The organism is Vibrio sp. NC2 (genome assembly GCF_025195005.1).
Classification (GTDB): Bacteria; Pseudomonadota; Gammaproteobacteria; order Enterobacterales; family Vibrionaceae; genus Vibrio; species Vibrio splendidus.
In genome coordinates, this window is record NZ_JANVFC010000023.1 from 17,295 (window position 1) to 35,713 (window position 18,419).

At 44.8% G+C, this 18,419-nt stretch carries 17 protein-coding genes; 9 read left to right on the forward strand and 8 right to left on the reverse strand.

Going from position 1 to position 18,419, the window contains the following annotated elements; translation table 11 throughout:
* Window positions 1-23 precede the first annotated feature (23 nt).
* Entirely contained in the window at window positions 24-392 is a 369-nt protein-coding gene (locus NX845_RS20340; RefSeq protein ID WP_065681759.1) for a PilZ domain-containing protein, read from the forward strand.
* A 50-nt stretch (window positions 393-442) separates the two neighbouring features.
* Window positions 443-1,453 carry a M23 family metallopeptidase gene (locus tag NX845_RS20345; protein ID WP_065681760.1) on the forward strand — a complete coding sequence of 337 codons (1,011 nt, stop codon included), beginning with the start codon at window positions 443-445 and terminating at the stop codon, window positions 1,451-1,453.
* A 161-nt stretch (window positions 1,454-1,614) separates the two neighbouring features.
* Here NX845_RS20345 and tyrA read toward each other — a convergent pair whose 3' ends face one another.
* The 4 genes from tyrA to NX845_RS20365 form a co-directional block, all read right to left on the reverse strand.
* Window positions 1,615-2,742 carry a bifunctional chorismate mutase/prephenate dehydrogenase gene (gene tyrA / locus NX845_RS20350; protein WP_017084805.1) on the reverse strand — a complete coding sequence of 376 codons (1,128 nt, stop codon included), beginning with the start codon at window positions 2,740-2,742 and terminating at the stop codon, window positions 1,615-1,617.
* Window positions 2,743-2,859: 117 nt separating this feature from the next.
* Window positions 2,860-3,933 (reverse strand): 3-deoxy-7-phosphoheptulonate synthase, encoded by a 1,074-nt coding sequence (locus NX845_RS20355; protein ID WP_065681761.1) that lies wholly within the window; start codon window positions 3,931-3,933, stop codon window positions 2,860-2,862.
* A gap of 246 nt (window positions 3,934-4,179) precedes the next feature.
* On the reverse strand, window positions 4,180-5,169 hold the full coding sequence (gene nagZ / locus NX845_RS20360) for a beta-N-acetylhexosaminidase (protein ID WP_065681762.1): 990 nt from the start codon (window positions 5,167-5,169) through the stop codon (window positions 4,180-4,182).
* 11 nt (window positions 5,170-5,180) lie between these two features.
* On the reverse strand, window positions 5,181-6,029 hold the full coding sequence (locus NX845_RS20365; protein WP_017077734.1) for a MurR/RpiR family transcriptional regulator: 849 nt from the start codon (window positions 6,027-6,029) through the stop codon (window positions 5,181-5,183).
* Between the two features lie 247 nt (window positions 6,030-6,276).
* Here NX845_RS20365 and NX845_RS20370 point away from each other — a divergent pair, with 247 nt between their 5' ends.
* The 4 genes from NX845_RS20370 (at window position 6,277) to murQ (ending at window position 10,884) form a co-directional block, all read left to right on the forward strand.
* Window positions 6,277-7,869, forward strand: a complete 1,593-nt coding sequence (locus NX845_RS20370; protein WP_065681763.1) for a sodium:solute symporter — start codon at window positions 6,277-6,279, stop codon at window positions 7,867-7,869.
* Window positions 7,870-7,872: 3 nt separating this feature from the next.
* A complete protein-coding gene (locus NX845_RS20375; RefSeq protein ID WP_065681764.1) occupies window positions 7,873-8,754 on the forward strand; it encodes a BadF/BadG/BcrA/BcrD ATPase family protein in 882 nt (293 codons plus the stop codon).
* Window positions 8,754-9,866, forward strand: coding sequence for an anhydro-N-acetylmuramic acid kinase (locus NX845_RS20380; RefSeq protein WP_065681765.1), 1,113 nt, complete (start codon window positions 8,754-8,756; stop codon window positions 9,864-9,866). Before NX845_RS20375 ends, NX845_RS20380 begins: the two co-directional genes overlap by 1 nt.
* A 97-nt stretch (window positions 9,867-9,963) precedes the next feature.
* The gene (gene murQ, locus NX845_RS20385) at window positions 9,964-10,884 is read left to right on the forward strand and encodes an N-acetylmuramic acid 6-phosphate etherase (RefSeq protein WP_017077730.1); all 921 of its coding nucleotides are present in this window, start codon (window positions 9,964-9,966) and stop codon (window positions 10,882-10,884) included.
* 109 nt (window positions 10,885-10,993) lie between these two features.
* Here murQ and NX845_RS20390 read toward each other — a convergent pair whose 3' ends face one another.
* Entirely contained in the window at window positions 10,994-11,344 is a 351-nt protein-coding gene (locus tag NX845_RS20390; RefSeq protein ID WP_017091341.1) for a DUF2799 domain-containing protein, read from the reverse strand.
* A 252-nt stretch (window positions 11,345-11,596) separates the two neighbouring features.
* On the opposite strand from NX845_RS20390, the gene NX845_RS20395 reads away from it, so the two are divergent.
* From NX845_RS20395 to btsR, 3 genes are all read left to right on the forward strand, one after another.
* The gene (locus tag NX845_RS20395) at window positions 11,597-13,087 is read left to right on the forward strand and encodes a carbon starvation protein A (RefSeq protein WP_065681766.1); all 1,491 of its coding nucleotides are present in this window, start codon (window positions 11,597-11,599) and stop codon (window positions 13,085-13,087) included.
* A gap of 298 nt (window positions 13,088-13,385) precedes the next feature.
* Window positions 13,386-15,056: a sensor histidine kinase gene (locus NX845_RS20400; protein ID WP_017091340.1), complete on the forward strand. Its 1,671-nt coding sequence runs from the start codon at window positions 13,386-13,388 to the stop codon at window positions 15,054-15,056.
* Window positions 15,057-15,161: 105 nt separating this feature from the next.
* Entirely contained in the window at window positions 15,162-15,893 is a 732-nt protein-coding gene (gene btsR, locus NX845_RS20405; RefSeq protein WP_004735051.1) for a two-component system response regulator BtsR, read from the forward strand.
* Window positions 15,894-16,050: 157 nt separating this feature from the next.
* On the opposite strand, the gene ispH is transcribed toward btsR, so the two are convergent.
* The 3 genes from ispH to lspA all read right to left on the reverse strand — a co-directional run bounded on the left by ispH (window position 16,051) and on the right by lspA (window position 18,261).
* Window positions 16,051-17,007 (reverse strand): 4-hydroxy-3-methylbut-2-enyl diphosphate reductase, encoded by a 957-nt coding sequence (gene ispH, locus NX845_RS20410; RefSeq protein WP_029222310.1) that lies wholly within the window; start codon window positions 17,005-17,007, stop codon window positions 16,051-16,053.
* A gap of 127 nt (window positions 17,008-17,134) precedes the next feature.
* Entirely contained in the window at window positions 17,135-17,566 is a 432-nt protein-coding gene (gene fkpB / locus NX845_RS20415) for an FKBP-type peptidyl-prolyl cis-trans isomerase (RefSeq protein WP_017088633.1), read from the reverse strand.
* A 194-nt stretch (window positions 17,567-17,760) separates the two neighbouring features.
* Window positions 17,761-18,261: a signal peptidase II gene (gene lspA, locus NX845_RS20420; RefSeq protein WP_004735054.1), complete on the reverse strand. Its 501-nt coding sequence runs from the start codon at window positions 18,259-18,261 to the stop codon at window positions 17,761-17,763.
* Between the last annotated feature and the right edge of the window lie 158 nt (window positions 18,262-18,419).

The following is an 18,419-nucleotide window of genomic DNA, read 5'->3' on the forward strand; positions in this document are numbered from 1 at the left end:
CTATTGATATAGAAAAATTACCTATGCTTGAAAGACGTCAATTTTCACGAGTTATTTATCAAGTCCCGACTGAGATCTCACAAGGACAAGTAAATATATCCGGCTCGGTACAAGACTTATCTCTTCATGGTCTACTCATTCAATGTGATAAATGGCAGCAACTCAGCCACGATACTCCTGTTCAAGTTAGCTTTAAGCTCACCAACAGTGATATCAATATTCAGTTAGAAGCAACGATAGTCTCTACCATCAATACCTCAATGCGTTTACGCATAGAGCATTTAGATATTGATAGTATTAGCCACCTTAAGCGCCTGATTGAGCTTAATGTCGGCGACGATGAACTGCTTTATAGAGAGATTGAACACCTTACCGATTTAGGTAAAGAATAATATCTCCATTACCCTTTTTTCTATTAGAAACATTTAGTTAATATATAATCATGTCTAAAAAAATTTCCATAACAATTCCCTCTAACCAAGGTGAACAGACGTTTTACTTCGGCCGAAAAGCCGTGCTCTTATGCACAACTGCTATTTTCTCAATTCCTGCGTTGATCGGCGGAGCTGCATACATGCACTTCGAAGGTAAACAAGAGCTCGCGATACAAGCAGGCGATGCACAACAGTTGATTGAAACACTGATTGTTGAAAAAGAGCAAACCGAGTTTCTTTACGCTGAGCAGGTAGAAACCAATCACTCGTTATCGCAAACACTCACCGAGAAAGAAGGCACCATTCAACTGCTTGGTAAGCGTGTATTTGATGTGGAATCCGTGCTTGGTCTTGCTGATGAAGAACTGCTTACCGATGATATTTCTTTAGAAGATCGCATTGATGCTGCGGCGGTAGATTCAGCAGTAAGAGCGACGATGTTCCGTTTGATTCCAAACGACAGTCCTATGGCTTATCAACGTATCTCTTCTTCTTATGGTAGCCGCACTAACCCTATTTCAGGTAAACGCCATGTACATACTGGTATCGATCTAACGTGTAAGCGTGGTGAAGATATTGTAGCGCCCGCAGATGGAGTCATTGAAACGGTACGCCCAAGTAAAAAAGGCTTCGGTAACTTTATTACTATGCGTCACTCGTTTGGTTTCATGAGTTCTTACGCGCACCTACAAAAATTCAAAGTTCGCAGCGGTCAGTTTGTGAGTAAAGGTGATGTGATTGCAAGCTGTGGTAACTCAGGTAACTCAACCGGGCCACACTTGCATTATGAAGTACGCTTCCTTGGTCGTTCACTGAACCCTCAATACTTGATGGATTGGACACCGGAAAACTTCAACTACGTGTTCGAAAAAGAGAAAAAGGTTAAGTGGGGCCCACTGGTTCAATTGATTGATAATGTGGTTCGCTTGCAGATCAATCTGACGAATGTGCCTTACATTAGCTCGACCATCGACACAGTATCGAGTGAAGAGAGCAAAAAACCTATCACGACTAACTAGTTGTTAATGGCTAACTAGTTGTTAATAGATAAGATCTGTTGGTTTGGCCTATGATGATCTAATTGCTATTAGCCTACTGTAGGCCAAATGTTTTCATAGCGTTCAGCACAAACAAAAAGAGCGACCAGATGGTCGCTCTTTTTTATGATTTCAAATCAGTATCAGCCACGATGAATCGAGTCATGCGCTTGCTTTAAAAGATTTTGGCTCTCTTGCAAGAACTGCTGCGAGTAGTCGCCAAACCAATCACTGACTTGATTAAAGCTATCAACGAATTTGGCTTTATCTTTCCCATCCAAGATTTCTAATGCTTCACCGAAACGACTATGGAAACGTCGAATCATCTCAATATTCTCATCCGAAGAAAGAATGATATCACCGTATAAGTTCGGGTCTTGAGCAAACAGACGACCAACCATCGCAATCTCAAGTCGGTAGATTGGCGAGCTTAGCTTCAGAAGTTGATCAATGTTCGGGTTCTCTTTACTTAGGTGTAAGCCGTAAGCAAAAGAGGTGAAGTGGCGTAGTGCTTGAATCAGAGTCATGCCATGGTCGTGTTCAGCAGCATCCATCTGGCAAAGGCTCGCGCCCCAAATACCAAATTGATTCAGTAACCATTGGTAGCTTTCAGAGCCACGCCCATCGCTGTAAACAATCACTTGTTTCGCAAGGCTTGGAACATCAGGACCAAACATTGGGTGCAACCCAACCACTGGGCCTTGGTGCATGTTCATCATTGCTTGTAGAGGCTTTGATTTAATCGACGTCAGATCACACAGAATACAATCGCTTGGTAGGTTACCCAGCTTCGCAATCACACCTTCTGTCAGGTGAATTGGAACCGTTACAACTACAAGGCCAGCATTATCTAAAATCTCGTCGGCTCTATCCCAATCTTGGCTGCCAAGGATTTTAACTTCGTAACCAGAAAGCTTGAACATACGGCCAAACAGACCACCAAGTTGACCATTACCACCAACGATAACCACTGAACGTAACTCTGGGTTAAGGCACTTAAAACCAGAATCTTTCTCACTGGCATAAGACTCACGCATAGTACGACGCAAAATATCTTCGATTAACTGTGGCGGAACCCCTATTTTCTCGGCTTCTTGACGACGAGACGCCAACATCGCGGCTTCACGTTCCGGTACATAAATAGGTAAACCATGCTCACTTTTTACTTCGCCGACTTTCTCTACTAGAGCCAGTCGTTGAGCCAGTAAATCCAACATTTGTTTATCGACAGCATCGATTTGGTCGCGTAATTCGTTCAGTTCAACGGCCATTTTATTCCTTACTAATCTATAAGCCCGTACTAATCTATAAGCCTGCACTGATGCAAGTTCGTTAGCAACAGATCTTAAAATGCCCCATAAGATGAGGCACTTAAATTTAAACTCTGACTAACCTTTCAAGCGGTTCTCTAAGAACGGGACTAATTCCGTATGTGCATGTTTCAATAGTGCCTCAGTTGACTCCCAATTGATACACGCGTCGGTAATAGATACACCGTATTTCATCTCATTGAGAGGTATATCTGAAGATTGGTTTCCTTCGTTAATATGGCTCTCAATCATCAGGCCGATAATCGACTTATTACCTTCACGAATCTGATGGATGACATCTTCAGCCACCAGCGGTTGACGACGGAAATCTTTACGAGAGTTCGCATGGCTACAGTCGACCATTAGTGCCGCCTCTAAGCCAGACTTACCCAGCTCTTGCTCACATTCGTGTACAGATACTGAATCGTAGTTTGTCTGCTTACCGCCACGTAAAATTACGTGACCATTTGGGTTACCTTGCGTCGTTAGTAGTGCAACTTGACCCTCACGGCTGATACCCATGAAACGGTGGCTAGAAGAAGCCGCCTGCATTGCATTGATTGCAGTACCTAGATTGCCGTCTGTACCATTCTTAAAGCCGATTGGCATTGAAAGGCCACTCGCCATTTCACGGTGGGTTTGTGATTCAGTCGTACGTGCGCCGATTGCTGCCCAGCTGAATGTATCTGCTAGGTATTGCGGGCTGATTGGATCTAGCGCTTCTGTCGCTAGTGGAATTTCCATCTCAGCGAGTTCAACAAGTAGCTCACGACCAACATGCAGACCATGCTCAATATCGAACGTACCATCTAGATGTGGGTCATTGATCAAGCCTTTCCAACCAACAGTGGTACGAGGCTTCTCAAAGTAAACACGCATTACAATATACAGTTGGTCGCTAAGCTGCTCAGATAAAGCTTTTAAGCGTTTCGCGTACTCTTTCGCAGCTTCAATATCATGGATAGAACATGGGCCACATACTACAAGCATGCGATGATCTTTCTTATGAATGATATTTGCTATAGTTTCACGAGACTCTTGAATGAAACGACGAGCATTATCACTCAAAGGCAGTTTTGCTTTTAACTCCTCTGGAGTAATCAGTACCTGTTCGTCGATGATATTGACATTGCTTAATTCACTTTTCTGCATAACTCAACCTGTATATTTATTTTTACACCCAACATTTCCATTTGGGCTAACAATCTTTAAAAACACAATAACAGCTACAAAAACGATTGCAAGTGTAAACAATAAAAAACATTTACTGTAAATTAAAATTTACACACCCTCTTTAATTCATTCTGACACACAAACCAGTTTAAACCGCGCCCCACACATACAAAAAAGGCGATACTTCTCATATCGCCTTCTTCAAACTTATAGAGTGTTTATTTATCACCCAGCGTTTAACATTCGCTTAATTTGCTCTGAGGCCTTTTTCCATCGACTATCCGAGTGAAGCGTCGATAAATCAAAGCTGTGCTTTTTAAGCAATGAATTGGCTAAAGGCACCTCTTGAATCGCTAAGTGATCAAGAGCCTCAATTTGTGCATCTCGCTTATTACACATCAGCACCATGTCACACCCTGCATTCAGAGCAGCCTTCGCTCTATCGGCTGGCCCACCCATAATCGCAGCACCTTCCATAGTTAGGTCATCAGAGAACACCAAGCCTTTAAATCCAAGCTGTTGCTTCAATACTTTCTGCAACCAATACTCAGAGCCACTCGCTGGCTGATCATCATAGTGCGAAAAAACCACGTGCGCAGGCATCATCGCATCTAATATTCCAGCTTCAATTTGAGCCTTGAAGATGGCCATGTCGGTTTCAAAGATGTCGTCTCTAGGATCGTAAGGCGTTTCAAGGTGCGAATCAGCAATCACACCGCCGTGTCCTGGGAAGTGCTTCCCTGTTGTCGCCATTCCAACCGATTTCATGCCCTTAATAAAAGCACTACTGTGGCGAACGATGGTATCAATATCTTCACCAAACGCTCGGCTACCAATCGCTTTACAGTCGTGACCTTTATCTAATACAGGCGCAAAGCTCAGATCGATATCATGGGCAATCAATTCCGCCGCCATCAACCAACCCGCCAGTTCTGCTAACTGCTCACCATTATTATTAGTCGCGAATTCTTGAGCGGCAGGGATAATTGAAAATCCATCGCGGAAGCGCTGAACTCGGCCACCTTCTTGGTCAACACCAATCAAAATAGGACGTTTCGCTACCTTGCGGATCTCTTTGTTTAACGCCGAAAGCTGTTTGCTATCGTGGTAGTTTCGAGCAAATAAGATGAGACCACCAACAGTTGGATGCTCTAAAATTTCTCTGTCTTCAGCTGTTAGCTCATAGCCCGCAACATCTACCCACAACGGTCCCATACAATATCCTTTTATTGCTTAAATTCTGCTACTGCAGATTTACTTTGTTCAATTAATTGGTCAGCTTGTTCTTCCTGCTGAGTTAACGCAATGAACAACAAGTCAGTAATAAAAAGTTGGCTATCACGAGCAGTTATAGATGAACTGCGAATATGATTTTCGTCGGCTGCTGATATCAACTTAATATCGGCGTATTTGTCTAAAGCAGAAGGCGATAGCTGACTAATCACAATCACCTTGGCTTTTTTCGATCTGGCTAGCTGAGCAACCTTCACCACTTCTCTGGTGTTTCCAGAATAAGAAATCGCAATCAACACATCATTTTCAGAAAGAGAAGCGGCATTGGCAATTTGAATGTGAGCATCTTGCTCTGCATTGGCGGCATGGCCTATTTTCATCAACTTATAAGCAAGATCTTTCGCCACCAACGATGAGGCGCCTACACCTGAGATCTGCACCTTACGTGCAAGATGCAAAATATCTGCGGCATGGTTTAACTGCTCACCTTCGTTTAATAACACAGTGCGTTCAAGCGATTGTGTTTTGCTTGCAAGAAGTTTGTCCATCACCATGTCGGGCGGATCTTTACGAGTGATCGTGCCATGTATACCACGTTGAGATACGGGCTGATAAGTCATATCGCTTTGGTAGAGTTTGACCTTCATTTCTGAAAACCCTTTATAACCAAGCTTCTGACTAAACTTCACTATCGTTGACTGACTCACCCCGACCGCTTTGGCCAACTCGGGCGAAGATAATTGCTTCACCTGTTGTGGGTGATCAAGAACATATCGCGCCACCAGCGCATCAGATGGAGACAGCTTGGGTAACAGCGCTTTTACTTTCGCAATGCCTTTCACTAAATGCCCTTCCCCTTCCCTCTGCCAATTCTTCGCTATCATAACGAGTTTTGTATTTTCATTGGAATAATTATTCCTTCGGATTCTCCTATATGGAATAGCTAACACAGCCTTCTGGGATCATGGTCAAAGAAAAGCATTGGTCACTATTCCACCAAGGAATAGATTTTGAAACTCATTATTCAAACTGACATTCTGAAAAAATAATTATAAATACCCTCTACCCTATTCATGCTACGGAGCTGCTATGAATTCACTATTTACCTCACTGGACTGGGCCGTATTTGCGATATATTTCGCCATTATTGCTTTTACAGGTTGGCACTTCAGCCGAACAAAAATAACGAGCACTAAGGACTACTTTTTAGGTGGTAATTCGATGCCAATGTGGGTCGTGGCTATCTCGGTGCTCGCGACATCACAATCTGCAGCGACGTTCTTAGGCGGGCCAGAATCTAGCTACCGTGGTGACTTAACCTACTTAGCAACCAACATTGGCGGTATTATTGGTGCCATCTTCGTTGCCTTGGTACTTATCCCTCGATTCTACCAAAACAAAGTATCAACCGTTTATGAGCTACTGAAAGTGCGCTTTGGCGAGAAAACCAAACAGCGTGCAGGCGTGATGTATTTAGTCGGCCGAGTGTTCGCTTCAGGTGCCCGCCTCTACATGGCAGCGATTGCTGTCTCGATGATTCTTTTTACCAATATTGACCCTAGCAGCGTGGTGACTTCGGTTGTCATTTTAGTAGCCATCGGCCTTGCTTATACTTACATGGGTGGCATTCGTTCGGTTATCTGGAGTGACCTAATTCAACTTGTGGTTTATGTCGGTGCAGCCATTGCTGTAATCATCTATTTACTGGGGCAAATTCCAGCCGACTTCAGCCAAATAGCTCAAGTACTAGCAAATCCTGGCGAAGGCCAATCTTCTAAGCTGACCTTACTCGATTTCACTCTCGACTTTAGCCCTGCTGGCACTTTTAGTTTCTGGGCATGTATCACTGGTTTTGTCCTGTTGAACATTGGTGCATTTGGTCTTGATCAAGACATGACTCAACGTGTGTTGACGTGTAAAGATGCCAAACAAGGTTCAAAAGCGATAATCAACTCAATCATTTTTTCGATTCCAGTTGTACTCGTATTCATGTCTATTGGCCTACTCTTGTATGTCTTCTACCAAAGACCTGATCTAATGGGTGTGGAAGGCAAAGAAGTCGTGCAAAACTTTAATGGCGAAAACGTAACGATCTTCATGTACTACGTGCTAAATGAAATGCCAGCAGGTCTTCGAGGCTTAGTGACTGTTGGGGTCGTTGCAGCAGCGCTTTCAACGTTAAACTCGGGCTTAAACTCTATGTCTTCGGTTGCGGTGCAAGATATTTACAAGCCTTGGTTAGAAGCACGAAAAGGAGAGCAAGATGACTTCCATTACGTGAAAGCTGGACGCGTTGGTATGGCTGTAGCAGCAGTCGCTCTGGGTAGCATGGGCATCTTGTGTTACTACTGGCAGCAATACACCGACATGCCATTGTTATCATTTGCACTGAGTGTGATGGTGTTTGCTTACACTAGTTTACTGGGCGTGTACTTCACTGCAATCTTTACTGAACGTGGCAACGAAACCTCGGTTGCTCTAGCCCTTATCGCCGGTTTCTTCACGACATTGCTGATGCAGGCTTACGTGTGGGATAGCGTGATGGGCGTGATTAACGCTGACTGGGTTGGTGTTCGATTGGCTTTCCCTTATCAATTATGTATTGGCACCTTGGTCTCGTTGGTTGTCTGTCTAGCAGGTAAAAAACAGACTCAAGAAGTCAACAAGCTACAAACGGTCTAGTGAATGATTACACACACTTTGGCAGTCGATGGCGGTGGCACAAAAACCGCCGTCAGGCTTAAGAAAATAGAGCCCACATCAACAGTGATTGAAGAGTTCATTTTACCGGCGACTTCATTGACCCTATACGGTGAAGCCGCTGTGGTTCAACTCACTCATTATATTGATGAAATTCTAACGACAAACCAGATAATACCGAAACAATGTTATATTGTGTTAGGTGTCGCTGGAGTGGGTAATACGCAGTTAAAGTCCAAGTTAAAATCCGCTTTAGCGCATTGCCCTCACCTGTACATCACAACCGATGCAGAAGCATCAGTATTTGGCGCCAATGCAGGACAAGGCGTAAATTGTATCGCGATAGGGACGGGGTCAGTTGCCATCCAATTAGACTCTCTACATGAGACCCTGCAATTTGGCGGATGGGGATTTCCAATTGGCGACCAAGGCGGTGGCGCTTGGCTTGGCTTTCGAGCGGTTCAACAAACCCTCACCGAGTTCGACAGTCAGGATTCATCTTTGACTCGCGATTTAGTCATCAAGAAAACCGGTAGCGAACGTAGCCAAATATTAGAATGGATTGGCCAAGCGAACGCGACTGACTATGCTCAATTTGCAAGAGCTCTGGTCGACATTGAATCACAATGTTCAACGGCAAAAGCGATTATAGAACAAGGGACCACTCAAATAGAGCAGCTCACTCAGGCTTGTTCTAATAACAATACGCTACCTATTATGTTCTTGGGTAGCTTAGGGCAGTTCTATCGTGAGCGTCTCTCACCAGCGATTCAAGATCGTAGTTTACATGTTCAAGGTAACGCTCTGGATGGCGCAGAAGTGTTGGCTAACCAGAAGATTAATCAGCTCAACTTAGGAGACTCGTAATGAAGTCAGAGTTATACATTGGTGTGATGTCGGGGACGAGTATGGACGGCGTTGATACGGCCTTAGTTTCGATTGAAGATTCGCGCATCACATTGCTCGCTCATGATGAGTTTCCTATGCCTGATGATATCAAAGCGCTTTTGCTTGAAGTTTGTATTGGTCAGAAAACGGATTTGATTGCTATTGGTGAACTAGACCACCAGCTTGGTCATCTATTTGCTGATGCGATTCTACAACTTCTCGACAAGTCAGGTACACCAGCATCCTCTGTGACTGCGATAGGTAATCATGGCCAAACGGTATTCCACCAGCCAACAGGTGATTCACCATTTACCATGCAGTTGGGTGACGCCAATATCATTGCCGCTAAAACACAGATTCAAACAGTCGCTGATTTTCGACGTAAAGACATGGCGCTTGGCGGGCAAGGGGCACCGTTAGTACCGGCTTTCCACCACACTATTTTTCACCCGCAAGACAGCTCAGTTGTGGTGTTGAATATTGGTGGTATCTCGAATATTTCAGTGCTGCGCCCGAATCAGCCAACGCTTGGTTATGATACTGGCCCGGGCAATATGTTAATGGACGCTTGGGTAGATAAACACACGGGGGAAAAGTTTGACCGTGATGCGCAATTTGCGCTTAAAGGCCAACTTAATCAAGCCTTGCTCGAACAGCTTCTAAGTGAATCTTATCTATCTCAACTGCCACCGAAAAGCACTGGTAGAGAGCTGTTTAATCTACCGTGGCTAAAACAACAACTTACAGAATTTAAATACCTTGCAGCAGAAGATGTTCAGCGCACACTTTGTGAATACACCGCATTGACGATAGCTAATGAAGTAGAGGCTTATCGCTTGGGTAACCAACCTGCGCTGTACGTATGTGGTGGCGGGACGAGAAACCCATTGTTGATGAAAAGGTTGGTAGAACTGCTTCCGAGTTGGGAAGTTGATTCAACGACCAGTAAAGGCGTTGATGCCGATTATATGGAAGCCATGGCCTTTGCATGGCTTGCTCAACGTCATGTTCATCAACTGCCAAGCAATTTACCAGAAGTGACTGGCGCGAGCAGAGCAGCCTCTCTAGGCGTTCTATATCGTGCCGATTAACTTGATAGCCGTGCTGACTTAGTAACAATACTGACTTCGTGGTGCTGTCTAAACAATTTTAGAACCATCATTTTAGAATTATCATTTAAGGATCATTATGAGTAACGACGCTCTCATATCAGCGCTCTCGCACCTCGTTTCGGAGGGGAGAAACCCTGACACTATGGATATTGATCTGCTCACCTCTCTCGAAGTGGTTGAAAAGATTAACCAACAAGATAAACAAGTGCCTTTAGCGATCGAAGCGGAACTGCCACAGATCGCGAAAGCGGTTGATAAGATCGCTCATGCCTTTCAAAACGGTGGCCGACTGATTTATATGGGTGCAGGTACCAGTGGTCGATTAGGTGTGTTAGATGCCTCAGAATGCCCACCGACTTTTGGCGTTTCAGACAAGATGGTTATCGGTCTCATTGCTGGCGGACCCGAAGCGATTTTGAAAGCCAAAGAAGGCGCGGAAGATTCGCTGACTCTCGGTATTGAAGATCTGAATGCAATTCAGTTTTCAGAAAATGATGTCGTGGTAGGCATCGCGGCTAGTGGCCGCACACCTTACGTAATTGGTGCACTCAACTACGCCAATCAGATTGGTGCGGTGACGGTTGCGCTGTCTTGTAACCCTGGCTCTCCGATCGCTGAGATTGCTCAAATCGCGATAAGCCCAGTGGTTGGCCCAGAAGCCTTAACCGGTTCCACACGCCTCAAATCAGGTACCGCGCAAAAATTGGTGCTCAACATGCTGACCACTGCCAGCATGATTCGTATTGGTAAGAGCTACCAGAACTTGATGGTCGACGTAAAAGCGACCAATGAAAAATTGGTTGCCCGCGCAGCTCGTATCGTAATCCAAGCAACGGAGTGTGACAAAGCCCTTGCAGTTTCGACACTTAAAACCACCGATTATGATGTGAAGCTATCTATTTTGATGATTCTAACAGGGCTAGATTTAGAACTGGCCAAGGCTCAACTTGATCAACAAAATGGCTTCTTGAGAAAAGCAGTCGAGAATAATCAGTAATCTTAATTTGGTTTGTGGCTTCTCATTTAGACAGCTACTTTAACGACATACAAAAAGACCAGTACACATACGGCACTGGTCTTTTTAATTTCTAATCGCTAGCTTGAGCTTAGTAGTCGTTAGAAAACTCATCCCAGCCGCGCTGCCATTCCATACGGAAACGTTGAGCGTCTTCCGTACCTGAACAAACGCCTTCATAAACCTGGCCAGATAAGCCAATTTGATAAGCATGGTTTGGGTTGCAGTATTCAGCAACACCTAGATAGTATCCTTTGCTGTAGCTTGATTGGTCTACCGTTCCAAGCTTAGTCATCTCTTGGTAAGAACGTTGAGTGTTACCTTTGATACCGTCACGATAGCCAATCTCTTGCCAATTGCCTTCGGCCGCTAAATCTTGAACATTGGCGCTGCATCCTGCAAGGCTAAATGCCACGGCGAATAGTGCTATTATTTTTTTCATTTCAATCCTTTATATTGTTACTTCACCACTTCCTGACGAAGCGCTGCCTTTGTGGCGATTCTCCGCTGAACACGTACTGATGTCCACTCATTGTATGTTGTTGCCCTCTTAAGCAAGAGAACAAACCGCTCAATCAGTTATAACACCACTTAATTAGCTATTCGACCACTCACTCTCATAGCGGAAGTTTCTTCTCATACACTCCTTTAATATACACCCTGACTTAATTAATACATTCAGGGATAACAAATTATGATGTGGTTTCTTACCTGTGTTGCAGCACTCATTGGTGGCTACTTTATTTACGGTGCCTTTATCGAGAAGATTTTCGGTATCAATGAAAAGCGTCAAACACCCGCTCACACCAAGCAAGACGGCGTGGACTTCGTTCCAATGTCGACGCCAAAGGTTTACCTAGTTCAACTGCTTAACATTGCAGGTGTAGGTCCAATCTTCGGCCCTATCATGGGTGCCCTTTACGGCCCAGCAGCAATGCTTTGGATCGTGCTAGGTTGTATCTTCGCAGGTGCCGTACACGACTACTTCTCAGGTATGTTATCTATCCGCAATGGTGGCGCTTCGGTTCCAACCATCACTGGACGTTACCTAGGCAATGGCGCAAAACACTTTATGAACATCTTTGCCATTGTTCTACTGCTTCTTGTTGGTGTGGTATTCGTTTCTGCTCCAGCAGGCATGATCACTAACCTAGTGAACGACCAAACTGATTTCGTAATGTCTACGAGCACCATGGTTGTCATCATCTTTGCTTACTACATCATCGCAACGATTGTCCCTGTCGATAAAATCATTGGTCGCTTCTACCCACTGTTCGGTGCACTGCTTATCTTTATGTCTGTTGGCCTAATCACTGCGATTGGTCTATCTGACGAGCACCAAATCATGGGTGGCTTCGAGATGAAAGACATGTTCACTAACATGAACCCTAACGATCTACCGCTTTGGCCTGCTCTATTTATCACCATCGCTTGTGGTGCTATCTCTGGCTTCCACGCAACTCAGTCTCCACTAATGGCGCGTTGCATGGAAAACGAGAAAAACGGCCGCTTCGTATTCTACGGTGCAATGATTGGTGAAGGCATCATCGCTCTAATCTGGTGTGCGCTTGCTCTGTCATTCTTCGGTTCAGTTGAATCTTTATCTGACGCGATTGCAAACGGCGGCCCTGGTAACGTGGTATACAGCGCTTCATTTGGCCTACTGGGTGTATTTGGCGGTATCCTTGCTTTCCTTGGCGTGGTTATCCTACCTATCACTTCTGGTGACACAGCGTTCCGTTCAAGCCGTCTTATCCTTGCTGAATACTTCAACATGGAACAGAAAACACTGCGTAACCGACTACTAATGGCTCTACCGCTATTCGTTCTTGGTGGCATCCTGACTCAAGTAGATTTCGGTATCATCTGGCGCTACTTCGGTTTTGCTAACCAATCAACAGCAGTCATGATGCTGTGGACAGCTTCAGCTTACCTACTTCGTCACAACAAACTGCACTGGGTAACAACGGTTCCAGCTGTCTTCATGACGTCTGTGTGCATCACATTCATCTTGAACAATAGCCAGCTGGGCTTCGGTCTACCAATGCAGCTTTCAACCATCATCGGTGTGGTGAGTGCATTCGGTGTTGCGGCTTACGTTTTCAAAATTTCAAAAGGCAAAGGCGATATCGACCTTGCTGATGAAGAAGAAAAAGAAGCAAAAGGCGTCACCAAAACCGCCTAGTTCTTTCAGACTCTTGAGAACAAGAGACACGTCTTCATAGAGAGACAAAAGAACAAGCCAAACACACTTCGCTTGCTCCCGTAATCACCCAGTGATTCGTGGAAATTAAGACTAAAGCCCGTCCTCTGTGATGGGCTTTACTGTATCTCAGCATTGGTACATCAACATTAGTACATCAATATTGGTATCTCCGCCTGACAAGCAATCGCAACTCGATATAACCAATGAAAACACAAGCAAAGCTACCGTTACTACACAATGAGCTTTACACTTAACCAGCGTCTCAATAGGTGAAAATATGGAACTCATTCTCTCTCTGCTGCAACAAACCTGTGTCTACTTAGTGATTGCTTACATGCTCAGTAAGACTCCACTAATTCTCCCTTTGTTGAGCATCTCTTCGCGCTTAAGTCATAAAATAAGCTGCTACGTTCTGTTTTCCCTGTTCTGTATTATGGGCACCTATTTTGGACTGCAGATTAATGACGCGATCGCCAACACTCGCGCGATGGGTGCCGTTATGGGTGGCCTGTTTGGTGGTCCGGTTGTCGGCTTTGCGGTCGGTTTTACTGGCGGAATCCATCGTTACTCTTTGGGTGGATTCACAGATCTAGCTTGCGCGATTTCAACAACAGCAGAAGGCTTGATTGGCGGCCTATTACACGTTTACCTAGTGAGAAAGAACAAAGCCAGCCAGCTGTTTAATCCATTGGTGGTTTTCTCGGTAACCCTGTTTGCAGAGATTATTCAGATGCTAATTCTGTTAGCGGTCGCGAAACCATTCGAGCAGTCCTATGCTCTGGTTTCTGATATTGCCGCGCCAATGATCATTGCTAACTCGGTCGGTGCGGCGCTGTTCATGAGCATCATCCAAGATCGGAAAACCATCTTCGAGAAGTATTCGGCAACTTTCTCACGCCGCGCATTAACCATCGCCGAGCGTTCAGTGGGTATTTTGCATGGAGGATTCAATTCGGATAACGCGCAAAAAATAGTGCGGATCATTTACGAAGAGACCAACGTTGGTGCGGTGGCGATCACCGACCGAGAAAAAATCCTCGCGTTCATCGGCATTGGTGATGAACACCATATTCCGAACACCCCTATTTCATCGCAGAGCACGCTCACTTCGATGGAACAGAACGACATCATCTACCTTGATGGCAAAGAGAATCCATACCAATGCTCCCTTTCGCAAGATTGTAAGTTAGGCTCCGCGCTAATTATCCCGTTAAGAGCAGGAAACGAAGTCATCGGAACCATCAAACTGTATGAGCCAAAGCTGAAACTATTCTCGACCATCAATATGTCGATGGGTGAAGGTATCGCTCAGCTATTGTCGAGCCAGATCCTCTTTAGCAACTATCAGCAACAGCAAACGCTACTGACACAAGCAGAAATCAAACTGCTGCACGCTCAAGTGAATCCGCACTTCTTGTTTAATGCGCTTAACACCATTAGCGCAGTAACACGTCGTGACCCTGATAAAGCACGTGAGCTCATTCAACATCTGTCTCACTTCTTTAGAAGTAACCTGAAGCAGAACATCAACACCGTGAAGCTCAAAGACGAACTGGCACACGTCAACGCTTACCTGACCATAGAGAAAGCACGCTTTACCGATCGATTAGAAGTGGAATGGGATATTGACCCACAACTGTATGAGTCGCAGCTGCCAAGCTTTACCCTACAACCGCTGGTAGAAAATGCCATCAAACATGGGATTTCTAACATGCTGGAAGGTGGCAAAGTGAAGATCTATAGCGAGGCTTTCAAGGGTGGGGTTAAGTTGACCGTTGAAGACAACGCGGGCAATTATCAAAAGCCATCGAAAGATCATGTTGGACTAGGCATGGAAATTGTTGATAAACGACTCACTAATTTCTTTGGACAAGATTCAGCACTAAAAATAGAATCTCAACCACAGCAATTCACTCGAATGAGCTTTATCATACCTATACTAAAATAAAGGTATTTTCGGAGACGAATCGCTCCGAGTTGAAACATTTAGAAGCTGACATTTAAAAGATAAGCGTGAATCAAGCAGGGATAGAACCAAGATGAAGATTGTAGGATGTTAAAGGCATTAGTTGTCGATGATGAGCTTTTTGCTCGCGAAGAACTGATTGAACTGCTGACCGAAACAGGAGAAGTGGAAATCATCGGCCAAGCAAGTAACGCGATCGAAGGACTTAAACAGATCAATCTACTCAAGCCTGATGTGGTGTATTTGGATATCCAAATGCCGCAGGTTACCGGAATTGAACTGTTAAGCATGCTTGATCCAGACACCATGCCTTACGTTGTATTCGTCACTGCCTACGACCAATATGCGATTCAAGCCTTTGAAGACAATGCCTTTGATTACCTACTCAAGCCGGTCGAACCTTGTCGATTAAACAAGAGTGTTTGTCGTCTGAATAAGGTCATCAAGCAGAACCACAAAGCGCCGGAACAAGACATATCTGCCATTGCTCCTTGCCGTTTAGAACAGATCCCGTGTATCGGCCATAACCGCATAGTGATTATGGCGAGCCAAACGGTCGAGTGCGCTTATTCGGATATCAGTGGTGTGCATGTTCGTAGCTCCTCACAAACGGCGACCTCACAGTTAACGCTAAAGATCTTGGAAGAAAAAACCGATTTAATCCGTTGTCATCGACAGTATTTGATCAACATAAAATCGATCCAAGAGATCAAACTGTTGGAAAATGGATTAGCGGAGATCATCACGCTGACTGGCTTTGAAGTGCCTGTCAGCCGCCGCTACCTCAAGACACTGAAAGAGCTACTCGGTCTCCAGTAACCTGTTAGAAATTCGACGACTTGTTCCAAAGCACGATCAAAAAAGCCAACGCATCAACGTTGGCTTCCTGCTGTTTACAAATCAATAGTGTTTACAAATCGATAGTGTTTGCGAATCGATAGAGTTACGAATCGATCTTGTCACCAATCAATAGCGATTAGTCGACTTGCTTAATCTGCAGCTCTTTCGGCACTTCGAAGAACATGTTCTCTTCACGACCTTGAATCTCTTCTACCTCGGTAGCACCCAGCTCACGAATACGATCTAAGATTTGGTTTACCAACTCTTCAGGAGCAGAAGCACCGGCTGTTACACCGATTTTCTTTTTGCCTTCAACCCATTCAGTTTGAATGTCTTCAGGGCAGTCGGTTAGATAACCTGGCGTGCCTAGCTTCTCAGCCAGCTCTTTTAAACGAGTTGAGTTCGATGAGTTCTTAGAACCAACAACTATCACGACATCAACATCACCGGCCATCTCACGAATTGCGTCTTGACGGTTTTGAGTCGCATAGCAGATGTCGTCTTTACGTGGGCCTTGGATCTCAGGGAACACTCGACGCAGCTCTTCAATCACATCCGCCGTTTCATCAACTGACAAAGTAGTTTGGCTAACATAATGTAGGTTACTTGGATCATTCACCACTAGGTTCTGTACATCCTCTGGTTTCTCAACCAAGTACATTCCGCCAGTTTGGCTAGCGTACTGACCCATAGTGCCTTCCACTTCAGGGTGACCCGCGTGACCAATCAGTACTACTTCCATATGCTTGCGACTCGCACGAGCAACTTCCATATGTACTTTGGTTACCAATGGGCACGTTGCATCAAATACCGTGAGTTCGCGCTCTTTTGCTTCTTTACGAACAGCTTGAGAGACACCGTGAGCAGAGAAGATCACGATGTTGTCGTCTGGCACTTCACTCAGTTCTTCGACAAAAATAGCACCACGCTGCTTGAGCCCCTCAACAACAAAGCGGTTGTGCACCACTTCATGGCGAACATAGATCGGTGGCTGATACATTTCCAGTGCGCGTTCTACGATGCTGATCGCACGATCGACACCAGCACAAAAGCCACGAGGGTTAGCTAACATTATTTTCATTTCATTGCTCATCATTTACCGCGGTACTAAGGTTGTTTCTATAGAGTTCGCTGTCAGCGAGGTTCGCATTCTACAGTGAAGCGCCTAGACAGTGAAGCTCTGGGTTGTGCCACACCTGTAAGGCGATGTTATTCTATCGTTATTCCACCGCTAAGATGTTAACGTCGAACGTAACGTCTTGGCCTGCTAATGGATGATTAAAATCAACCGTCACTGAATCGCCCGCGATCTCAGTGATAATACCTGGAATTTCCATACCATCAGGACCAGAGAAAGCCATAATAGTGCCAACTTCGACTTCAGAGTCGCCAACAAACTTAGCACGATCCATATGATGAATGTGATCTGGATTTGGCATACCAAACGCGTCTTGCGCCTTCAATTCGATAGACTTTTCAGTCCCCGTTTCAAGACCAATCAAGCACTGTTCAAAGTTCTCACTTAGGCTGCCATCACCCATAACGAACTTCGCAGGCTTACCCATATTTTCGGTGCTATCGGCAACTGAACCATCCTTCATTTTAATCGTAAAATGTAGAGTTACTGCTGAATCATTTTTAATTGCTGCCACGTTACTTTCCTTAGATTTCTTTATTATTTGAGGATGCGTTGTGCTTTGCTTCCTTGTTGACTGAAGCATAAAAAAAAGCGCCGCCGGAATCAACCGACAGCGCTTAGGGCTATTCTATTCTGTGAGTCATAGACTGACTTTAGGGCAATCTAATTCAAAGCGATTTAGTTAATACTCATTAATACCTGAGTCGCCTATTTGCTTTCATCTTTCTTGCGGAAGCCATCCAAGATGATCATCGCAGCACCGATACAGATCCCCATATCCGCTAAGTTAAACGCAGGCCAATGGTAAGTACCCCAGTAGAAATCTAAGTAATCGACAACAAAGCCGTGTACTACTCGGTCAAATACGTTACCAACAGCACCACCAATGATGATCGCATAAGCAATGTTATTCCACTTCTCTGCCGCAGGTAGTTTGCTCATCCAGTATGTCAGCATGCCCGTTACCGCAAAGGCGATACCCGTAAATAACCAACGCTGCCAGCCACTCTGATCGCTCAGAAAGCTAAATGCTGCACCATAGTTATGGACATACAAAAAGTTAAAGAATGGCAACACCTCAATACGGTTTGCCCAGCCATAACCCATATTGTCCATGACGAACAGTTTGATGCCAATATCTGCAAGGAAGACCAACAGAGCCAGCCATAACCAACGCACACCAGATTGTTTTAACGAAACTTCACTCATTTCTATTCCTAGTATTTACGAAGCCAGTACCCATTTAATCTTCCTGTTTAAGGGATGATGAGCACTCAACTCGGTTAAACACATTTCCTATAATTAAAAATAACCCCAGTTGATACTGGGGCTATGATTTTTACAAAAAGTTCAGTCTTTCTCTGAGT